The sequence below is a fragment of the Wolbachia endosymbiont (group A) of Icerya purchasi genome (assembly GCF_947251635.1).
GTDB lineage: Bacteria > Pseudomonadota > Alphaproteobacteria > Rickettsiales > Anaplasmataceae > Wolbachia > Wolbachia pipientis.
Genome location: NZ_OX366357.1, coordinates 232895 through 248935 on the forward strand (window position 1 = coordinate 232895; position 16041 = coordinate 248935).

12 protein-coding genes and 6 pseudogenes are annotated in these 16041 nt (G+C 35.1%); 9 read left to right on the forward strand and 9 right to left on the reverse strand.

Features of this window, described 5'->3' with window-relative positions; genetic code table 11:
* Nucleotides 1-14: 14 nt before the first annotated feature.
* The 8 genes and pseudogenes from OPR17_RS01235 (at nucleotide 15) to OPR17_RS01260 (ending at nucleotide 6465) form a co-directional block, all read left to right on the forward strand.
* Nucleotides 15-1045 (forward strand): annotated as a pseudogene (locus tag OPR17_RS01235) (PDDEXK nuclease domain-containing protein).
* Nucleotides 1045-2457: a phage portal protein gene (locus tag OPR17_RS01240; RefSeq protein ID WP_265021824.1), complete on the forward strand. Its 1413-nt coding sequence runs from the start codon at nucleotides 1045-1047 to the stop codon at nucleotides 2455-2457. Before OPR17_RS01235 ends, OPR17_RS01240 begins: the two are co-directional and overlap by 1 nt.
* A gap of 33 nt (nucleotides 2458-2490) precedes the next feature.
* On the forward strand, nucleotides 2491-3486 hold the full coding sequence (locus tag OPR17_RS01245; RefSeq protein WP_406828659.1) for a S49 family peptidase: 996 nt from the start codon (nucleotides 2491-2493) through the stop codon (nucleotides 3484-3486).
* 140 nt (nucleotides 3487-3626) lie between these two features.
* Nucleotides 3627-3701: pseudogene (locus OPR17_RS07270) on the forward strand (head decoration protein); the annotation flags it as partial.
* A 161-nt stretch (nucleotides 3702-3862) separates the two neighbouring features.
* A pseudogene (terL, locus tag OPR17_RS07275) lies at nucleotides 3863-4084 on the forward strand (phage terminase large subunit); the annotation flags it as partial.
* Nucleotides 4085-4190: 106 nt separating this feature from the next.
* A pseudogene (locus tag OPR17_RS01255) lies at nucleotides 4191-5054 on the forward strand (IS982 family transposase); the annotation flags it as partial.
* Nucleotides 5034-5747, forward strand: coding sequence for a hypothetical protein (locus OPR17_RS07280; RefSeq protein ID WP_406828661.1), 714 nt, complete (start codon nucleotides 5034-5036; stop codon nucleotides 5745-5747). The pseudogene OPR17_RS01255 and the gene OPR17_RS07280, both read left to right, overlap by 21 nt.
* Nucleotides 5748-5805: 58 nt before the next feature.
* Nucleotides 5806-6465 (forward strand): conjugal transfer protein TraJ, encoded by a 660-nt coding sequence (locus tag OPR17_RS01260; protein WP_265021826.1) that lies wholly within the window; start codon nucleotides 5806-5808, stop codon nucleotides 6463-6465.
* A 6-nt stretch (nucleotides 6466-6471) separates the two neighbouring features.
* On the opposite strand, the pseudogene OPR17_RS01265 reads toward OPR17_RS01260, so the two are convergent.
* The 5 genes and pseudogenes from OPR17_RS01265 to OPR17_RS01285 form a co-directional block, all read right to left on the reverse strand.
* A pseudogene (locus OPR17_RS01265) lies at nucleotides 6472-7955 on the reverse strand (proton-conducting transporter transmembrane domain-containing protein).
* Nucleotides 7956-8290: 335 nt separating this feature from the next.
* Complete coding sequence (locus OPR17_RS01270; protein ID WP_182320717.1) at nucleotides 8291-8662, reverse strand: holo-[acyl-carrier-protein] synthase; 372 nt, start codon at nucleotides 8660-8662, stop codon at nucleotides 8291-8293.
* Nucleotides 8659-9927 carry a proline--tRNA ligase gene (gene proS, locus OPR17_RS01275; RefSeq protein ID WP_265021828.1) on the reverse strand — a complete coding sequence of 423 codons (1269 nt, stop codon included), beginning with the start codon at nucleotides 9925-9927 and terminating at the stop codon, nucleotides 8659-8661. Before proS ends, OPR17_RS01270 begins: the two co-directional genes overlap by 4 nt.
* Nucleotides 9928-9987: 60 nt before the next feature.
* Nucleotides 9988-10503, reverse strand: a complete 516-nt coding sequence (locus OPR17_RS01280; protein ID WP_265021829.1) for a hypothetical protein — start codon at nucleotides 10501-10503, stop codon at nucleotides 9988-9990.
* Between the two features lie 8 nt (nucleotides 10504-10511).
* The gene (locus tag OPR17_RS01285) at nucleotides 10512-11132 is read right to left on the reverse strand and encodes a hypothetical protein (RefSeq protein WP_265021830.1); all 621 of its coding nucleotides are present in this window, start codon (nucleotides 11130-11132) and stop codon (nucleotides 10512-10514) included.
* 299 nt (nucleotides 11133-11431) lie between these two features.
* Between OPR17_RS01285 and OPR17_RS01290 the strand changes: the two genes are divergently transcribed.
* Nucleotides 11432-12322 (forward strand): IS982 family transposase, encoded by an 891-nt coding sequence (locus OPR17_RS01290; RefSeq protein WP_265021831.1) that lies wholly within the window; start codon nucleotides 11432-11434, stop codon nucleotides 12320-12322.
* Between the two features lie 46 nt (nucleotides 12323-12368).
* Here the strand turns inward: OPR17_RS01290 and OPR17_RS07575 are convergent.
* The 4 genes and pseudogenes from OPR17_RS07575 to OPR17_RS01320 all read right to left on the reverse strand — a co-directional run bounded on the left by OPR17_RS07575 (nucleotide 12369) and on the right by OPR17_RS01320 (nucleotide 15568).
* Nucleotides 12369-13350 (reverse strand): annotated as a pseudogene (locus OPR17_RS07575) (IS3 family transposase).
* A gap of 209 nt (nucleotides 13351-13559) precedes the next feature.
* Entirely contained in the window at nucleotides 13560-14489 is a 930-nt protein-coding gene (locus OPR17_RS01310; RefSeq protein WP_265021834.1) for an AEC family transporter, read from the reverse strand.
* Nucleotides 14490-14592: 103 nt separating this feature from the next.
* Nucleotides 14593-15480 (reverse strand): IS982 family transposase, encoded by an 888-nt coding sequence (locus tag OPR17_RS01315; protein ID WP_265021835.1) that lies wholly within the window; start codon nucleotides 15478-15480, stop codon nucleotides 14593-14595.
* Nucleotides 15443-15568, reverse strand: a complete 126-nt coding sequence (locus OPR17_RS01320) for a hypothetical protein (RefSeq protein WP_265021836.1) — start codon at nucleotides 15566-15568, stop codon at nucleotides 15443-15445. Before OPR17_RS01320 ends, OPR17_RS01315 begins: the two co-directional genes overlap by 38 nt.
* Between the last annotated feature and the right edge of the window lie 473 nt (nucleotides 15569-16041).

The window sequence follows — 16041 nt, forward strand, 5'->3', positions numbered from 1 at the left end:
TTGAAAGGAACTCTATGACAAAAATTATAGCAAAAGAATATACAGATTTTTAGAGCAGCTCAAAGAACAGATTGCTACTAGTCGTTATAAAGCAGCAAGAACAGTAAATAAAGAGCTACTACTACTTTATCATTATATTGGAACACAGATTCTAGAAAAACAAAAGAGCCAAGGTTGGGGATCCAAAGTAATTGAGCAGTTAAGTAGAGACTTAAAGGCTGAGTTTCCAGAAATGAAAGGTTTTAGCACAAGAAATCTAAAATATATGAGGCAGTTTGCAGGGGAATATCAAGATATTGAATTTGTGCAACAACTTGTTGCCCAATTGCCATGGGGACATAATGTATTTCTGATGGACTTAGTTCGGGACAAAGAAGCGAGGCTATTCTACATAAAAGAAGCTATAGAACATGGCTGGTCAAGAAACATTATGGTAATGCAGATTGAACTTGGGTTACATAAACGTCAGGGAAAGGCTATCACTAATTTTAAAGAGAAGTTACCTTCACCTCAATCAGATTTAGCGCATTATACATTAAAAGATCCATATATTTTTGATTTTTTGAGTATAGGAGACGATGCTCACGAAAGAGAAGTAGAAAAAGGACTTGTAGGCCATGTAGAGAAGTTTTTGCTTGAGCTAGGGGAAGGATTTGCGTTTGTTGGTAGACAATTTCATTTAGATGTTGGCGATGACGATTTCTACATAGATTTATTGTTTTACCACTTGAAGCTACGTTGTTTTGTGGTGATTGAATTAAAAGATAAAAAATTTAAACCTGAATATGCAGGAAAAATGAATTTTTATCTTTCAGCCGTTGATGATTTACTGAAGCATGAGACAGATCAACCATCTATAGGATTAATTTTATGTAAATCTAAAAATGATGTACTAGCAAAATACACGCTAAAGGATATGACGAAACCGATAGGCCTTGCTGAATATCGAATAACTGAAAACCTACCAGAAGAGATAAAAACAGCGCTACCAACAATAGAAGAGCTAGAGGCTGAATTATTGAAAATTTCAGATAAGGAAAAGTAATGCTATTAAAATCGTTCAAACAACTATTTAGCAAGCCAAAAATCAAAAGTTCAGCCTGGGATGCGTCAGGCTCAGGAAGAAGGGTAATGTATTGGCAAGGAGAAACAGGAAGTATAAATAATTTACTTTCTCAGAGCCTTGAGCACTTGCGTAGCCGCTCTCGTGACATGGTAAGAAAAAATCCTTACGCTGCAAGTATAATTGATACAATAGTAAGTAACTCTATTGGAACAGGAATAAAGCCGCAATCAAAAGCAAGAGATGGAGAATTTCGAAAGAAGGTGCAAGAATTATGGCTAAGATGGACAGATGAAGCAGATAGTAACGGAGTAAGTGATTTTTATGGATTACAAGCTCTGGTATGTAGGAGCATGATAGAAAGTGGAGAGTGTTTTGTACGCCTCCGACATCGTAAACTCGAAGATGGATTTTCTGTACCATTGCAACTTCAAGTATTGGAATCAGAGCATTTAGATAACAAAAGTAATCAAACACTTGCAAATGGCAATATTATTCGTAGTGGTATTGAATTTAACCGACTTGGTCAAAGAGAAGCATATTACTTATTTAAAGAACATCCTGGTGAAAGTACCTTTGGAGAGTCAGTAAGAGTGCCAGCAAACGATGTTTTACATATCTATAAACCACTGAGACCTGGGCAAATTAGAGGAGAGCCATGGCTTTCGAGTATACTGCTAAAGCTTTATGAGCTTGATCAATACGATGATGCAGAATTAGTAAGAAAAAAGACAGCAGCGATGTTTGCAGGGTTTATTACGAGACTTGATCCTGAAGCAAATATTTTAGGAGAAGGTGAAGCGAATGAGCAAGGAGTAGCACTATCAGGTTTAGAGCCAGGAACAATGCAGCTTTTAGACCCAGGAGAAGATATAAAGTTTTCAGAGCCGTCTGATGTTGGAGGAAGTTATGAAGCATTCATGAGACAGCAGCTTAGAGCTATTGCAATAGGCACAGGAATAACATATGAGCAACTAACAGGAGATTTAACCGGTGTTAATTATTCATCCATTCGAGCAGGGCTGATAGAGTTTCGCAGAAGGTGCGCAATGTTACAGCACAACGTGATAGTGTTCCAGTTTTGTAGACCTATTTGGAATAGATGGCTAGAATTAGCAGTACTTTGTGGAGAACTGAGTATAGATGAAAAAGTAGTAAAAGCAGTGAAAGAAGAAGTAAAATGGATACCACAGGGATTTGATTGGGTGGATCCGCTAAAAGATCAGCAAGCACAGCAAATGGCAGTAAGGAATGGATTTAAGAGTCGAGCAGAGGTAGTATCAGAAATGGGTTACGATGTAGAAGAAATTGACCAAGAAATAGCAGAAGATCAAAAGCGTGCTAATTCTTTTGGACTTTGTTTCGATTCTGATGTTAATCACAAAGTAGAATAAAGGGAGGAAGTGGTGTGGATAAATAAACCAGTAATGGTAGAGAGAAGAAGCTTTGAACTACTATCATTATATAACAGCAAACAACCTATCTTTAAGAACTCAAAGTATTTTCATATAAACCCAAAAGGAATAGCAATAATACGTATTTATGGAGTTTTGACTAAAAAAACAGAAGCTTTTGATCATATTTTAGACATGACTTCGTATGAAAATATTCATGAAGAGATAGAGAGTGCTTTAGAAGATAAAAGCATAGAGACGATTCTACTTGACATAGACAGTCCAGGAGGGGAAGTAAAAGGTGTCTTTGACCTAGCTGATTTTATCTATAGTGCAAGAGGAAAAAAGAGGATAATAGCAATAGCAAATGATGATGCATATTCTGCTGCATATGCTATAGCTTCTAGCGCTGAAAAGATTTTTCTCACCCGCACTTCAGGAGTTGGGAGTATAGGAGTAATAGCAAGTCATATAGATCAAAGTAGGTTTGATGAAAAGCAAGGTATTAAGTACACCACAATCTTTGCTGGTAGTCGAAAGAATGATTTAAACCCACATGAGCCAATGACGTCTGAAAGTCTGGGAAGCTTACAAAAAGAAGTAGACCGACTATATGAAATGTTTTTGCAGCTAATAGCAAGGAACAGAGGTCTTTCAATTGAAAAGATTCGATCAACAGAGGCAGGGCTATATTTTGGGGAGAAAGCAATAGAAATAGGTCTTGCAGATGGAGTTACAACATTTTTTGAATTTATCAACAATCATAGGAGTGTTAGTATGACAACTATTGAGGAAGGCTACGAGAACTGTCGTAGAGAAGTTTTAGAGATAATAAGATTATGTAATGTATCAAAGATGCCAGAAAAGATAGGAGAATTTATTGAGCAAAGCGTAAGTGTTGAGCAAGCAAGGGAGGTTTTAATGGAATTACTTGCAGAAAGAACGAAGAAGACAGAGATACTGAGTGCAGTACCACGGAATTCGCAGGAAGATTTGATGACACAGGTAGCGAAAAGTCGGTGCATTTAAATTTTATAACCGCCATATATAGTGCTCTGCGGTAAATAAGTGTCCAAAATGCGCCATAATGGCTAATTATAAGGTAATAACCGCGGTGTATAGCAGTTATAAACACGGCGGTAAAAAATAAAAAAAGGAGAGAAAAAGACATGATAAGTATAACTGAAGGAAATAATTTAGGCGATCTTCTGAAATATGAAGTGTCCAACCTATATTCAAGAGAATTAGAACCATTTAGGTTTTTCTACGATACCGTCCAGCCTATACTTTTGAGAAGGGAACTCTTATCTCTTGCACAGATTTTATATCTAAGCCAAATGCCAGAGTTTTTCCCTTCTCCATCTAATGCTTAAGCTTAAAACATTAAATGCTTTTTACAAGATACAAGCTAAAGGCAAATAGCGATCTACCGATTATTGAAATAGTGCCACACAATGACAAGCTCACTCGATTTTATCAAATTGTTCCGGTGATAGAGTCCGGCAGGGTTTTTCTGCCACAGCAAGCGGTATGGCTCAATGATTTTGAGTACGAAATTTTAATGTTCCCAGAAGCTCGCTATGATGATCAAGTGGATAGTACGGTACAATACTTACAATGGACAAGAAAAATTAACACCAGTGCTTTCAACGCGAATTCTGGATTAAAGGAGAATAGAAAAGGCAGAAAACAGGGTAAACTCAGCAGTTATAAAAAAATAGATGAGGTTACCCATGGAAGATATAACAAAACTGTTTTGTTTGGTCGATGATTTTTGCAGAGATATAGAGAAAAATTTTGCAGGCAAACTACTGCCAAATGGTAAAAAACCCACAAGAACAACGGAAATTGAGCACTCTGAAATCATGACAATAATCCTGCTATATCAACAATCTCCGTGTAAAAATTTCAAAACTTTCTATCTACATTACCTAACGTTGCTCTACAAATCAGAGTTTCCAAAGTTGCCTTCATATACCAGGTTTGTTGCTCTAAAGCCTAGGGTTTTGTGGCATTTAGCAATGTTGTTGCATTGGCTTTGTGGACAGTCAGAAAACACTGGAATTTCATATATAGACACAACTCCCATTGCAGTTTGTCATGCAAAAAGAATATCCAAAAACAAAGTTTTTGCTGGAATTGCAAAATTAAGCAAGAGTACTTACGGCTGGTTTTTTGGTTTCAAATTACATATGGTAATCAATGAAAATGGTGAAATTCATGCACTTACGCTAACAAAAGGCAATGTTGATGATAGGATACCTGTGCCAAATTTGACGGAAAAATTAACCGGCCTTTTGTTTGGTGACAAAGGTTATATTGCAAAAGAGCTTTTTCAGAAGCTGTTTGACCGAGGTTTGAAACTTGTTACCAAGGTGAAAAAAGGTATGAAAAATACATTAATTTCGCTAAATGAGAAGATTTTACTGAGAAAAAGGTCTATCATTGAGACTGTTTTTGGTTACCTAAAAAATAGACTAGAAATTGAACACACTCGCCATAGATCCCCTGTTGATTTCTTGGTTCATATCTTTTCTACTCTCATCTCCTATTCCATCAAATCCAAAAAGCCTTCTATTTCCTATACTTCCTTCCTTAATCCAGAATTCGCGTTTGAAAAAGGAAAGGAGTTGTTAAGCGGCATTTATGAAGCAAATTTTAAGCTAAATAAGACAATCAATATAGCTGCTTTACCAAAAATTGGCTATCATATGCTCAATGATGAGCTTGTTGTACGTAATCATATTACGGAAGAGGAAGTAAAGATTCCTAGAGATTTTCATTACCTTAAAGTCGTTAAATCCGATCATGATAATTATAAATTAACGTTTTGTAATTTTTTAGGTAATGAGTTTTTTGAATATAAAAAGTATGATCCACAATATTCTTGCGTTTCAGATGAATATAAATTTGTGGATTTTGGTAGTGTAAAAAAGACTCATAATCTAAAATTTAAGGAATATGTTGGTCATGCACCTAAGTTTTTTGCTGCAGAAGGTCCTATTGAGCCTGGATCTCAAAACCACGCAATTGATCTATTTAGGCTAGTCAAAGATGGTAAAGGTAGCAAGGTGGGAACCCTCGCTGATGAATTTGGTTATTTTGATGATCAAAATAAATTACATTATTATAATTATCACAAAAGTGCTGAAAGTAATATTTACAATCCTGAAAATTTCAGTATAAAAATGATAGATATAGATGTGAGCAAAATCGACAAATTCTACCTTATTGGGGAACAAGGTGATATAATCATTCATCCTATTTTGGAAAATTTAGACATATTTTAAAGTTTTTTAGAGTATCTAATCTTGTTGTTATTATAATTGGATTTGGTAGCATTGTGTTATGGAAGATAAATTGCTTGAATCAGTAAAAAACAAAAGTTATTTTAGTAAAGCAGTCGAATGGTATTGCCATAGGTATCTGTTTTGTGTAGCAGAAAGATCTTGGATGGCATTAATAGTATCGCTTCTCCTAGTATGTATATGTTTATTAACATTAAACATATACCTGTTGTTTCCTATTAAAAAAGATTTAAATTTTGTGAAGTATATGAACCACACAGAAGATGAGTTCTCTGCAATGCATAAGCTTAGTTTCAGTAAAAAGGAAGATGAATACACTTCCACAGCGAGGTACTTAGTAAGTAAATACATTGAAATATACGAGTCCATTAAGATCGTTGAACCGAAGTACCAAGAAAATTTTATAAGAAATAATTCTATACATAAAATCTATCAAGGCTTTCAGGAAAAAACGAACAATGAAGCTGTTTCATCCAAAAGAAAAATTGCCAACATAAATGTAATAACATTATCTATTGATCGATCGACCAAGGACTTAGTTACATTTGCTGGAAATGCTACTGTAGTTTTTGCAACCGAGCAAAATAAGGGGGTGAAAAATCAGGCTGTTGAGATTAGCTTCACTTTGTCGAATATAAAAGCAACTCTGGCTGGTATAATACCATTTAAATTTATTGTTAATGGTTATAAGTACAGATAATCACGTTTAAAATATTACTTGGTAGCTAAAAAAAAATAACCAAGGTGCACATAGCAGTAATAACTGGAGGTAAAACTAGAAGAATTGGCGTTTTTTTAATGAAGTAATTCTGAGAAGGTTTTAAGAAAAAGGCATTGTAAATCATCGGTAAAAAGTACAGAGCGTTGAGTATAGTACTAACAATTAACACTAGAGTTACAAACACAGAAAGTATTACATTGCCAGAGTTGAAAACAGCTTGAAAAATGAGAAATTTACCCCAAAAAGTTGGAGCAGGCGGCACCCCTATCATAGACAACGCACCTATAGCAAATGCTGTCATGCTAATTGGCATACTGCGTCCTATACCGTAAATCTTATCTATATATTTCTCACCTGCTCTCGTTATTATTGCTCCGGCAACGAAAAACAAAGTGATTTTTGCAAATGCGTGGCAAACTAATTGAAAAATTGCAACCCTCATGCTGAGCTCACTAAAAATTGAAGCGAACAATATAATATATGACAATTGAGAGATGGTAGAGTAAGCAAGCAATTTCTTTAATTCTTTTTGCTTTAGTGCAATCAATGATGCAGTAATAATAGTAAATCCAGCAGCGTACGGAAGCCACCCTCCAGCAAACCAATTTTGCTGCACAAAACGTTGCATGTTATCGACGCCAAAAGTGTATAATATAACTTTTATGATGATGAAAACTCCGGATTTCACAACAGCAACAGCATGCAGTAGTGCACTCACAGGAGTTGGTGCAACCATTGCTTTTGGTAACCAAAAATGCATTGGCATTAATGCAGCTTTTCCTATTACGTAAATTAGCATAGCAAAACACACTGCAATAAAAGTGATGAGTGAAGTATCAAATTTGAATATTCCACCACTTACAAAGTCTAAAGTATGAAATTCATTATATAAAAGGCCTATTGCAGGAAAAAATAATACCAAAGAAGAGAAAAATAGCACGCCAAAGTAATAGCGTCCTGCAATCATTGATCCATTTGTTGAGTTGTAAGTAACCAGAGGGTATGTACTAATAGTTAGAAGCTCATAAAAGACAAATGTAGTGAGCAAATCTCCAGAAAAAGCAATAAACATTGCACAGCTAATCGATATTGAAAAAAAAGCATAGAAAACTTGAGTGATTGCTATCAGCATAGTTATTCTGCATATAACATATTGCATATATACTGGTTAGTATCCATAAAAACGATATCAATAAACTGAATATTACTCCGGTAGACTCTAGCTTTAAACTAATGTGCAAATTATTACCAAAATCCATGAGGATAAATTGAGAATGATCACCATACACCCAATATAAAGCGCACAGACACGTATACGCAAATAGAAGTAGAGAAGAAGTGACAGTAATACTATTGTTCACTCTGGGCCATTTACCAGTAAAAAAAATAGCTAACGCACTTAAAAGTGGAATCAACGCAGTAATTAATAAATAATTCTCAGTAATAAAAAATGGTAAGGAAAGATACATTGACATTAAATTTTTTGTTTAGGTAAAGTTAGAATTATACTCAAATCATAGAAAAACCGCTATGTTTTTTTAGTTATTTGTGTATGCTATAGCTATACTGCGATTCATTCCACAACTGTACGAACATTTGTTTTTGTTAAACACAACAAAGATGTCATCCCAGTCTGAGACCTAGGAAAGTTTGCTTGTGAGCAAGCAAACTAGCATAGAAAAACGTTTTCGGTGAGATTGCAGAAACCAGTGTCTGGGCACTGGAATGACACCATTTGCTGTACAGTTTACCTTTAAAAATGAATGTTCATACAGTAAGCCATAAGATGACAAAAGAGTAAACTTTATCTGTGTGAGCTATAGACGCAAATTATAACAAATGCAGTAGCGTAATCTCCATCGTCACTCAGAGAAAGATGAATTTTGGAGATAAAATCCTTGCTAACGGTAAGATATGGCTTGCCTCTTACATCATTGTATATTTCTATATCTTTCATTATAATACCCTGACCACTACCTCGTGCTTTAACAAAAGCCTCCTTTGCTGCAAAGCGCTTAGCGAAATACCTTGCTCGCATTTCTTGACTATTATACTTTCTACTTAGCTCTATTTCTTTTTCAGTGTAGATTCTATTGAGAAATTTTTCCCCGTATTTTTGTAATATCCTCGATACTCTTGGTATATATACTATGTCAGTGCCGATACCGTGTATCATTTTGTGCTAAAGTGATTTATTGCTTCCTCAATCTGCATTTCCTTTACCTCTCCAGTTGCTCTATTTTTTACTTCAACTATCTTTTCATCTATTGCCTTTTTTCCGACAATTATTTGCCACGGCAAGCCTATCAGATCCATTCTAGAAAATTTTACTCCTACACTTCCTTCCGTGTCATCGTAAAGCACTTCATCACTTTTCAAAGCTTTATATATTTTATCTGCAGCCTCCGTTACTTTCATTTGTAAATTGATTAAACCAATTCTGAAAGGAGCCACCGATTCTGGCCAGATAATTCCTTTATCATCATGAAAAGCTTCTATTATTGCACCGACAAGCCTTGAAACTCCAATGCCATACGAACCCATATGTATATTGACATTTTTTCCATCTTGAGAAGTAACACTTGCCTTCATAGGCTTCGAATATTTATCACCAAAATAAAAAATATGCCCTATTTCAATACCCTTACTAACATTTAACTGTTCTTGTGATATAGGGCAAGTCTCAGGATCATGCATATCATCTGCAACTGCATATATAATCTTTAAACTTTCAATATCTTCACTCTCTAGTAGTTCAGAAAATTTATTGTCATAATATAAAGTGCTCTCACCAGTGTTTGCCAATATATGAAACTCGTGGCTCAAATTTCCTCCAATTGGCCCCGTATCAGCTCTCACTCCAATTGGGGTAAGTCCCATGCGTTTGAAGATTTTTATGTAAGCTTTGTACATCAAATTATATGAATTCAGTGCACCTTCGTAATCTACATCAAAACTGTATGCATCCTTCATCAAAAATTCCCTGCCCCTCATAACACCATAACGTGGTCTTACCTCATCACGGAATTTCCATTGAATTTGGTATAAACAAAGTGGCAAATCTTTGTAACTTTTTACCACATCTCTAATTAAATCAGTTGCCACCTCCTCGTGCGTTGGACCAAAAAGCATATCTTCCTCATGCCTATCCTTTATGCGTAGCATTTCCTTACCGTAATCATCGTAACGCCCTGATTCTCGCCAAAGACTTGCTGGTTGCACACAAGGCATTAATGCTTCAATAGCACCGGATTTGTTCATTTCATCTCTGATAATATCTTCAATATTCTTAAGCACTAAGAGACCAAGTGGTAACCAGGAATAAATGCCAGATGCTATCTGCTTTATTAAACCTGCACGTAAAGAATATTGATGGGAGATAATTTTAGCATGGGCAGGCTTTTCCTTTAGAGTTGGTAGGTAATATTTGGATAAACGCATATAATAGATCTGATTGTATTAAGTAATCTTAATACAGTCAGACCTGTAGGTAAACTTATTTTAAGAAGAGCGTGGAACACCTCCCTTTGAAGCAGAAAATTTTGCGTGGTCCTCGATAGGAGGAATAGATAAATCTTGCACCTTATTATCCACTGGGTTAACACTCTTTACTTGTGCTATAGAAGATGAATTAACATGCGAACTTGGTGGCTCCTCTGTCTTTTGTTCAAAATATAACGGAGATGTGGCTCTAGATCCTATACCACTGTCAAGACCCCCGCTTCCTTCTTCCTTGCTTGATGGGGAATTTGTGTGTTTTGTCTGCTCCTCTTTTTCCTGCTCTATCTCTTTCTGTTTGTCTTTGCTTTCATCTGTAGTCCAATCTGAATCGCTAATAGAATCAGAATGCTCACTTTCACTATCTGAGAATTGCATGACTGCTACTCTCTCCTTAAGTCTCTTTGTCCAATCTGAATCATTATCATCCAACTTCTTTCTCTCTGCTTGCTCCCTATCTATTCTTGCAGCAAACTCTTCTGGTGTTTCTTTTTTGTCAGTGCCCCCACTACTTTCCAATTTTGCTTTCAATTCATTTGTAAAATTTTGTTGCTGCTCACTCTTTTTAACGTAGTGCCTCCTCTTATCTGTTCAAACAGAGTAGAATGATTATTATTCTCAGGTTCACCAGCCTTCTTCGGTGCATCATTCTTAGGTTGCTCCGTACGCTTGGAAGCTGTAAAAAAATGCGGAGGTGGAGGTGGTAGTGCAGCATCTTGTGGCAATGGAGGAGGTGGTGGCGGTGGCGGTGGTGGTACACTGACACTTGGATTTGGTTGTGTACCCAATGTTACTGGAGGCGGTGTAGGAGTAGGCACACTTGATTTATTCTCCAGATTAGTACAATTTTCACACACAAATTTTTGTGGTTCTTCTTTCTTATTGTCAGCTCTAGAAACGGCCAGTCTAATGAGATATATTTTTGAAATCAATGCAACAGCCGTAGAAACAGCAAAAATTGCTAAAGGAACTGCTGCAATAGGACTAGAACCAGAAACTGCTATAATAACATAAGGAAGATATTGACCAGATATGAAACTAAATATAGATAATAATGAAACAGCAATTAAAGGTTTCCATATAGTCTGCTTAGTTTTAGTAAGCTCCTGACTATCTTTTAGCAATGAAGAATTATTGGATATCATCATTTCTTTGCCTCACTTGTTAACGATAATTTAATAATAACCCAATTAATAATTTCTGTCAATAATTAATTATGAAAAACAAAGTTGCAATTTGAATAGATAAGCTATAAGTAATATACGACCAGCAATAGCCATACAATAGACTTCTTGTATAACCCACACTAAGTAGAAAAAAGGTGTCATCCAAGTAGCTGACACTGCTCTCCTTTGTCATTCCAACGCGAATTCTGGATTAAAGGAGAATAGAAAAGGCAGAAAACAGGGTAAACTCAGCAGTTATAAAAAAATAGATGAGGTTACCCATGGAAGACATAACAAAACTGTTTTGTTTGGTCGATGATTTTTGCAGAGATATAGAGAAAAATTTTGCAGGCAAACTACTGCCAAATGGTAAAAAACCCACAAGAACAACGGAAATTGAGCACTTTGAAATCATGACAATAATCCTGCTATATCAACAATCTCCGTGTAAAAATTTCAAAACTTTCTATCTACATTACCTAACGTTGCTCTACAAATCAGAGTTTCCAAAGTTGCCTTCATATACCAGGTTTGTTGCTCTAAAGCCTAGGGTTTTGTGGCATTTAGCAATGTTGTTGCATTGGCTTTGTGGACAGTCAGAAAACACTGGAATTTCATATATAGACACAACTCCCATTGCAGTTTGTCATGCAAAAAGAATATCCAAAAACAAAGTTTTTGCTGGAATTGCAAAATTAAGCAAGAGTACTTACGGCTGGTTTTTTGGTTTCAAATTACATATGGTAATCAATGAAAATGGTGAAATTCATGCACTTACGCTAACAAAAGGCAATGTTGATGATAGGATACCTGTGCCAAATTTGACGGAAAAATTAACCGGCCTTTTGTTTGGTGACAAAGGTTATATTGCAAAAGAGCTTTTTCAGAAGCTGTTTGACCGAGGTTTGAAACTTGTTACCAAGGTGAAAAAAGGTATGAAAAATACATTAATTTCGCTAAATGAGAAGATTTTACTGAGAAAAAGGTCTATCATTGAGACTGTTTTTGGTTACCTAAAAAATAGACTAGAAATTGAACACACTCGCCATAGATCCCCTGTTGATTTCTTGGTTCATATCTTTTCTACTCTCATCTCCTATTCCATCAAATCCAAAAAGCCTTCTATTTCCTATACTTCCTTCCTTAATCCAGAATTCGCGTTTTTATCATAAGAATAAATTGTGCAGGAATGCAATAGTTAATAGTAGAATGTCTACGTTATTTGTTATAAAAGATTTCTATGTATTCAAATATGGCAGTTCTGGTTTGTTGAGCGAGAAGTATCAATAAGCAGCTCCCTTTTAAGTGAACTTTTCTGCAACAGAGTTATCGTAACAACAGCCCTTATGGCTCATGCTGGAAATGATGTTTTTTGTATTCAATAGAAATTGGTAATTTTGAGAGGTATACTGTGACCCTTGATCGCTATGTAACAGCAGATTTTTATCGGGTTTGCGTTTATCAACGGCCATCAATAAAGAATCTTATAACTAATTATCATGTTACTCATTAACCACCATGCGTGAATATAGGTCAATTATTGCCGCCAACAACCTTCTTTAGTTTTTATGTAGGTAATCCCAAACTTTATTTGGCTGATCAGTAGTAAAATTTTGATCCAATGTGTTCGGAGCCACAACTCGGTTGCTTATTTGCTGTTTTTTATTTTTGAACTTTCGTCTAAGCTTGGCTTTAATGCCATTTTCTTGCATAACACTTTGTACTGTTTTAATTTTTGCCTAAAGCTTTTAATTCAGCGTGAATTTTAGGGGCTCCATATCTGCATTTAGAAGCTTGATGTATTTTTTGAATATCTGCTAGAAGCCCTTCTTTTGCTAATTCTTTACTGCTTTTTTCCTTAGCACCCCATACCACCAGCACAAAACCCTACATAGTTCCTGTGTTTTATAGCAATTTCTATATAAAAGAATACTTTACTCTTTTTCTTTGCCCAGGGCTTTTTTTAAAATGTCTCTTTCTCTTGTTAGTTCTTTTTTTAGATCAAATCTTTCTTTGTCATAAGGAGCCTTTGCCTGGAAATGCGTATGCTCCAGACATTTTTTCATCATATTTTCTTACTTAACATACTGCCATCTATACCTAGATCTTTTGCTATTTTTGTACTTGCTTGACCTGTTTCTTTAACCAGCTTAACAGCTTCTAATTTGAATTCTGCTGTATATTCTCTTCTATTTGTCATATTTTGAAAAAACGTTTTATTTTACTCCAAAAACGTCTTAACTTTCTCTCTACTTTTTCTGGGTAAGGTCAATTTACCGCCGCGGCGCTAACTAGTAGCGGGATGACGGGTTACCAAATTGTAGAAGTTGCTTTAGCTATAAATTCAAGTTTTATCAATGTCTTGTGTTGTTACCCAAATAATGGTTGTGCAAGCGCTTAATTTTTTGATCAAAAAGGAACAAGTTTAGTAAAAAATAATGATATTATTAGTGGAACATAAAACAGTCCCACTGCAGTACTGATTAGAAGCAACAGAGTAGCTTTATCTGGTTGATAATTCAAGATATTAGCAAGTATTATACTGGACCCAGAAACTGGAATAATAGCTAGCAACATCAGTGCTTTATATATGCTCTCATCGTATATACCTATAACATGCTTGTCTAAAAGGACAATTCCTAAAACAAACAGTGGCCAGAATACGTACTTTGCTGTAATAGTGATCAAAGCAAGCTTCCAATCTACTTTAAAGCTTGTAATATTCGCAATGCTCACTCCAAGTAGCACCATTCCTAATGTGACAAATGTACTTCTAATATTCATCATAACATCTGTTAAAAAAGTAGGTATCTGTATATCGTATATACTTAAAAAGAAGCCCAGAACCATCGCATAAAGCGAAGGAAGTTTGAACAACTTTAATATGCATTCTTTTGCGGTATAAATACCATTTGCAGCTATGTAAAATCCTAAGCTGTTTTCAAATAGCGCCATTCCTATATAACAAACAACATATACAGATACTGAATCTTCATCAAATAAAGCCATGGCAATCGGCAGGCCAAAATAACCCATACTTGTGCTGCCTGAGCTAAATGCTAATATGTTTCTCGTGTTATCCTTAAATAAAAAAGAAGAAAGATAATACACTGATAAGGACATAGTGCTACCTATAAACCATATCAAAATCGGCAGAGAAATTACTTTTAAATTAACTTCTGTATGAGAAACTCCATATAAAATCACTATTGGATTAGCTATATAAAAGAGTATTTGAGATATAGTGTTTCTATCAATTTTAAGACATTTTCCTGCTAAATAACCAATAAATATCGTAATATAAATAGGTAATATTTTTAAGAAAAGAGTAAAGAACATACTAGCCTATTGTGATACTTTTGACTGATAAAGTGATATTAGATCTTAAGGTATTGTAAAAGTAAACAAAATTTATTTTCCAATTTATCCAGCTCATAGTTAATTAAATTAACGCAAATTCTGGATTAAGGAAGGAAGTATAGGAAATAGAAGGCTTTTTGGATTTGATGGAATAGGAGATGAGAGTAGAAAAGATATGAACCAAGAAATCAACAGGGGATCTATGGCGAGTGTGTTCAATTTCTAGTCTATTTTTTAGGTAACCAAAAACAGTCTCAATGATAGACCTTTTTCTCAGTAAAATCTTCTCATTTAGCGAAATTAATGTATTTTTCATACCTTTTTTCACCTTGGTAACAAGTTTCAAACCTCGGTCAAACAGCTTCTGAAAAAGCTCTTTTGCAATATAACCTTTGTCACCAAACAAAAGGCCGGTTAATTTTTCCGTCAAATTTGGCACAGGTATCCTATCATCAACATTGCCTTTTGTTAGCGTAAGTGCATGAATTTCACCATTTTCATTGATTACCATATGTAATTTGAAACCAAAAAACCAGCCGTAAGTACTCTTGCTTAATTTTGCAATTCCAGCAAAAACTTTGTTTTTGGATATTCTTTTTGCATGACAAACTGCAATGGGAGTTGTGTCTATATATGAAATTCCAGTGTTTTCTGACTGTCCACAAAGCCAATGCAACAACATTGCTAAATGCCACAAAACCCTAGGCTTTAGAGCAACAAACCTGGTATATGAAGGCAACTTTGGAAACTCTGATTTGTAGAGCAACGTTAGGTAATGTAGATAGAAAGTTTTGAAATTTTTACACGGAGATTGTTGATATAGCAGGATTATTGTCATGATTTCAGAGTGCTCAATTTCCGTTGTTCTTGTGGGTTTTTTACCATTTGGCAGTAGTTTGCCTGCAAAATTTTTCTCTATATCTCTGCAAAAATCATCGACCAAACAAAACAGTTTTGTTATATCTTCCATGGGTAACCTCATCTATTTTTTTATAATTGCTGAGTTTACCCTGTTTTCTGCCTTTTCTATTCTCCTTTAATCCAGAATTCGCGTTCAAAGGGAGAGTTAGAAATTATCTATCAACGCATTGTTCATGGTGAAGAGCAAGTGTTAAAGGCTAAGCAGTCTGTATTGGATCTTAAGTTCACTCAGCAGTCATTAGTAGTTTAGTTATGCTCTTTGTTCATGGTTTTCCCATTTTGAGCAATAATTTTTTATATAAGCATTTTTGTTGCCTATCCTCAACACTTTCCACATTAGTGTTACTAGCAGAAGTTACTCTTAAATGTTTGTTCATGTTAGCTAAAAACGTTAAGAAATTTACCAAATAAAAAAAAGGCAAAAGAAGCCCCGATTACTATCTATTTTCAGTATTGGCGTTTTTTAAGTCTTAAACGCTGCAATTTAGCTGCTTTTAAATGCAACTCACCTTAGTTTAAATGTTTAAAAAATTTACCAAGCAGAAAAAAAGACAAAGAATCTCCGGAGTAGCTAGTTATTCCTCTCTTTATTTTAAAATTTGACGTTGGG

Bases quoted from the DNA above. Each gene is read 5' to 3' on its own strand.
- OPR17_RS01240 (WP_265021824.1), top strand. From the start codon at position 1,045: ATGCTATTAAAATCGTTCAAACAACTATTTAGCAAGCCAAAAATCAAA.
- OPR17_RS01245 (WP_406828659.1), top strand. From the start codon at position 2,491: ATGGTAGAGAGAAGAAGCTTTGAACTACTATCATTATATAACAGCAAA.
- OPR17_RS01260 (WP_265021826.1), top strand. From the start codon at position 5,806: ATGGAAGATAAATTGCTTGAATCAGTAAAAAACAAAAGTTATTTTAGT.
- OPR17_RS01270 (WP_182320717.1), bottom strand. From the start codon at position 8,662: ATGATACACGGTATCGGCACTGACATAGTATATATACCAAGAGTATCG.
- proS (WP_265021828.1), bottom strand. From the start codon at position 9,927: ATGCGTTTATCCAAATATTACCTACCAACTCTAAAGGAAAAGCCTGCC.
- OPR17_RS01285 (WP_265021830.1), bottom strand. From the start codon at position 11,132: ATGATGATATCCAATAATTCTTCATTGCTAAAAGATAGTCAGGAGCTT.
- OPR17_RS01290 (WP_265021831.1), top strand. From the start codon at position 11,432: ATGGAAGACATAACAAAACTGTTTTGTTTGGTCGATGATTTTTGCAGA.
- OPR17_RS01310 (WP_265021834.1), bottom strand. From the start codon at position 14,489: ATGTTCTTTACTCTTTTCTTAAAAATATTACCTATTTATATTACGATA.
- OPR17_RS01315 (WP_265021835.1), bottom strand. From the start codon at position 15,480: ATGGAAGATATAACAAAACTGTTTTGTTTGGTCGATGATTTTTGCAGA.